This is a genomic window from Deferribacterota bacterium (assembly GCA_034189185.1).
GTDB lineage: Bacteria > Chrysiogenota > Deferribacteres > Deferribacterales > UBA228 > UBA228.
This window is the reverse complement of record JAXHVM010000151.1, coordinates 1-4,362: the sequence shown is the minus strand read 5'-3', so window position 1 is coordinate 4,362 and position 4,362 is coordinate 1. Positions and strand designations below refer to the sequence as shown.

Sequence of the window (4,362 nt, the reverse complement as noted above, 5' to 3'; positions counted from 1 at the left end):
ATAGGATATTAAAGCTTGATGTTGATTGGGTTGATACGAGGTTTTTAAAAAAAAATGTAGTTGTTGATAGTGAATTAAAGCAAAATTTAATTAAACATGGCATAAAATATGTATATATTAGTGATGACTATAGTAATTATATCCCAAATATAAAAGATTTAGAATCTGTTAGCTTTAAGACTGTATATGATAATCCTAAAATATATCTACATTCAGTAGCTGTTGTAAAGGCGGTATTCAATGAGATATTAGAAAAAAAGACCGTTAATCTAGATGCTATCTATAAGGCAGCTGACAAAGTTGTAGAGACTACAACTAAAGATTATAGACCTTTAGTGTATCTTACAAAATTACATACCTATTCTGAATATCTATATCATCATTCAGTTAATGTCTCAATCTATTCTACTGCTGTTGGAAAACTAATGGGAATGAATGCAAGAGAATTAAGGATGCTTACTATAGGAGGCCTGGTTCACGATATTGGTAAACTTTTTATCCCATCAGAGATATTGAATAAAAAAGGTACTTTAACACAGGATGAATTTACTGTTGTTAAAAAACATCCTCTATTGGGGGCAGAACTTTTGAAGAGGTTAAAAGTAGATGAACCTATTCTAAAGGTTGTTTTAGAGCATCATGAAAGGAATGATGGCTCAGGATATCCTAAGGGATTGAAGGCTGATAAAATATCTATCTTTGGTAAAATTGGTGCTGTTTGTGATGTCTTTGATGCTATAACAAGTGATAGGGTATATAAAAGTGCTAAGAACCCCAATGAAGCTATCAGAGAGATGAATTCTGAGGTTGGCAAATTATTAGATAAAACAGTATTTGAATACTTAGTGACCAATATTGGTCTATTTCCAGTTGGTACTTTAGTTTTGTTAAACACAAAAGAGGTGGGAGTAGTCTGTGGGCAGAATAAAAACCCCAGTGAGCCTATACTTATAGTCTTTTTAAGATCCGATGGTAAAAAGATTCCACCTATGCTAGTAGATTTGTCAAAAAAAAGCTTTGCTAAAAGAAAGATTGTCAAAGCATTAGACTATCCAATAAGTAAAATCCCAAAGAGTGTTATTAATATGATAGACAAAATGTATGAAACAGTTTCTTAGATGTGGTTTTACTACAGGAGCTGCTGCAGCAGCTGCTTCTAAAGCTGCTGTTATTTATAAGCTTTTTAAGAAAAAACCAGAATATATAAGAATAATAAACCCCAATGGCAAGCCTCTTGATATTAATGTTTTTTATAATAAAGATATAGCTTATGTAATTAAAGATGGTGGTGATGATATTGATGTAACTGACAAAGCAGTTGTTGCAGCTGAAGTTATACTTTTTAATGGCAAGGGAAATGTTTATATAGTTGGTGGGTCTGGTATAGGTATTATTGCAAAAAAAGGTCTCCAAGTTGATGTAGGTGAGTACGCTATAAACCCTATCCCTAAAAAGATGATAAGGGAAAATATATTACCTTTAATAAAAAATAAATTTACAGCATTCATATTTTTAACTGTTGATGATGGTATGTATTTAGCAAAAAAAACCTACAATGAAAAATTGGGTATTCTAGGAGGGCTATCTATTTTAGGTTCAACAGGTATTGTAAAGCCAATGAGTATAGAAGCTGTAAAAGAGACAATTAAATGTGAAATAGATGTATTATTGGCAAATAATATTTATAATTTTTTCTTAATTCCAGGTCGCATAGGGAAGAAATGTTTGGATATCTATTTTGAAAAAAGCCCCTATGTTAATGTATCAAATTTCTTTGATTTTACCTTTGATTACTTAAAAGATAGGTTAATTACTGAAATAAATATAATAGGCCATCCTGGAAAGATTGCAAAAATGGCAATGGGGCATTATTACACACACTCTAAATATGCCCCATCTCCAATAAAATATATTGCTGATAGATTAAATATAAATGCTAATTATAACACTGTTGAAGAAATTGTTAAAGAAGGTTATAATTTTGACATTATCGCAATTGATATAGCAGAGAGAATTTATAAAGACTACAAAATAAAAGCAGAAATCTATTTATGTGATATGAAAGGATCTTTAATTGGAAAAAACACATAGATCAAAAATAAACATTATATCAGTTGGACCTGGTAATAAAAAATATTTAACCTTAGAGGCACTTAATAAGATAGAATGTTCTAATTTGATTATTGGTCCCTCACGTTTTATGAGTTTTGCGCCTAATAAGTATTATATAGTACCAACAAATCTAGTAGAGGATACAATCAATATTATTGCCAAATATAGAAAAAATGAAGTTAGTGTATTAGTTTCAGGGGATGCTGGTTTTTATAGTATTTCTAGGTTTATAGTTGATAGATTTGGCAAAGATAATGTAGAGGTAATCCCAGGAATTAGTATTGTTCAAGCCTTTTCTGCATATTTAAGATGTAATTGGAGTGATATGAACTTTTTCTCCTTTCATGGGAAGGATGATATAGATATAATACTAAAAGATTATATTGGAGAAAAGCTATTTATACTATGTGATAATATTAATGCTATAAAGAGTTTCTTAATAAAATCTAAGATGTTATTGTCAAATTTTAATATTTGGGTGTGTCAAAATTTTTCTTTGTCAGATGAATTAATTATTAATTTAAAAGATGTAAATGATTTATCAAATTTGAAGGATGACAGCCTAAAGATAATGGTGCTTATTCCGAAGAGAGAGGATAGATGAATCTATATTTTGTTGGTGCAGGTCCTGGAGATGTCGAACTATTAACAGTTAAAGCCTATAGGTTAATAGAGGAAGCTGATTGTATTATTTATGCTGGTAGCTTGATTAATAAATCTATTCTAAGCATAAATAAAAGGGATTGTGAATATTTTGATTCATCAAGATTAAATCTTGATGAGATTATAAACATAATTGAAAATTATGTATCTAATAACAAAAAAGTAATTAGACTTGCCTCAGGAGAGCCTTCTATCTATGGAGCAATTTTAGAGCAGATGATAGAGTTAGATAATAGAGGCATAGAGTATGAGACAGTCCCTGGTATATCCTCCCTTTTTGCTGTAAGTAGTAAATTAAAAATTGAGTTAACAGCACCTGAGGTTTCTCAGACAGTTATTATAACAAGGGTAGAGGGTAGAACTAAGAAACCAAAGGGTGAATCAATTAATATAATTGCAGAAGTAAAAGGAACGCATGTCTATTTTTTATCAATTGATAAGATTGCATATATAACTGAAAGATATATTGAACATCATTGGAGTGAAAATACCCCAGTAGCTGTGGTGTATGATGTAACTGGGGTTAATGAAAAAATTGTCTATGGGGAATTAAAAAATATAGCTAGTTTAGTAGCTGAACAAGAAATTAACAAAAAGGCTCTTATAATAATAGGTGAAATATTAAATAGAAAACTTAATAAGTATTCAAGGTTGTATGATAAAAAATTCTTTCATGGGTATAGACCCAAATAAGACTGCCGTCGTTGTTTTAAATAATAATGGTTTGCGCCTTGCTTATGAAATAAAGAAGTGTTTACCATGCAGCATATTTCTTCCCAAAAAGTTGTTTGTTGATGATTCGTTATTTTATTTTAATAACATAAAAGATATTATACCTACTCTTTTTGATAAATATAGATATATTGTTGCAATAATGGCTACAGGTATAGTTGTTAGAACTATAAGAAATTTTATTGTCTCAAAATATAGTGATCCAGCTGTAGTTGTTGTAGATGAGGCAGCACATTACGTTGTAAGTATACTTTCAGGCCATGAAGGAAAGGCTAATAGACTAGCATGCGCCATAGCCTCCATAATATCTGCTGAGCCAGTTATTACAACAGCTTCAGAATCAATGAAAAGATATATAGTTGGTTTAGGCTTTAGAAAGAATGTTAAGAAAGAGCATCTAGAAGAAGCCTTAGCTTCAGTATGTAATACTGCTAAGATAAATCTCTCGGATATAAAATTTTTGGCAACTATTAAAAGAAAATTGTTTTGTAGGGCATTCCAGGAGTTAATAATTGAAAAAGATCTATTATTTCGGCTTATTGATGAAGAATTAATATCTCAACCATTTTATAAATTTGATATATATAGTAAACCTTCAAAATATCTAAATATTCCCTCAGTCTCTATACCCGCTGCGGTATTATCAGCAAAAAAACCGAGGTTTATACTAAAAAGAGCCATATTCAGTGGTGTAGTAACAACAGTTGTGGAGGATATGTATTAATGGAAAAGGGAAAACTCTTTATCATAGGTATTGGGCCAGGTGATACAAGTTTGTTGAGTGATTATGCTATTAGAGTTATTAAGAAATGTGATGTACTGTGTGGCTATAAGTTATATATTTCAAGAATTTAT

The 4,362-nt window shown here is 30.4% G+C and carries 5 protein-coding genes; all 5 read left to right on the top strand.

What is annotated here, in order from left to right; all coding sequences use genetic code 11:
* Positions 1-1,118, top strand: a 1,118-nt coding sequence (locus SVN78_08790) for an HD-GYP domain-containing protein (GenBank protein ID MDY6821700.1), incomplete at its 5' end; no start/stop codon positions are given.
* Complete coding sequence (gene cbiD / locus SVN78_08785; protein MDY6821699.1) at positions 1,102-2,091, top strand: cobalt-precorrin-5B (C(1))-methyltransferase CbiD; 990 nt, start codon at positions 1,102-1,104, stop codon at positions 2,089-2,091. The genes SVN78_08790 and cbiD, both read left to right, overlap by 17 nt.
* Entirely contained in the window at positions 2,075-2,716 is a 642-nt protein-coding gene (gene cbiE, locus SVN78_08780) for a precorrin-6y C5,15-methyltransferase (decarboxylating) subunit CbiE (protein ID MDY6821698.1), read from the top strand. Before cbiD ends, cbiE begins: the two co-directional genes overlap by 17 nt.
* On the top strand, positions 2,713-3,468 hold the full coding sequence (cobM, locus tag SVN78_08775; protein ID MDY6821697.1) for a precorrin-4 C(11)-methyltransferase: 756 nt from the start codon (positions 2,713-2,715) through the stop codon (positions 3,466-3,468). Before cbiE ends, cobM begins: the two co-directional genes overlap by 4 nt.
* Positions 3,431-4,231: a cobalamin biosynthesis protein gene (locus tag SVN78_08770; GenBank protein ID MDY6821696.1), complete on the top strand. Its 801-nt coding sequence runs from the start codon at positions 3,431-3,433 to the stop codon at positions 4,229-4,231. The genes cobM and SVN78_08770 overlap by 38 nt, the downstream gene beginning before the upstream one ends.
* Positions 4,232-4,362: the final 131 nt, after the last annotated feature.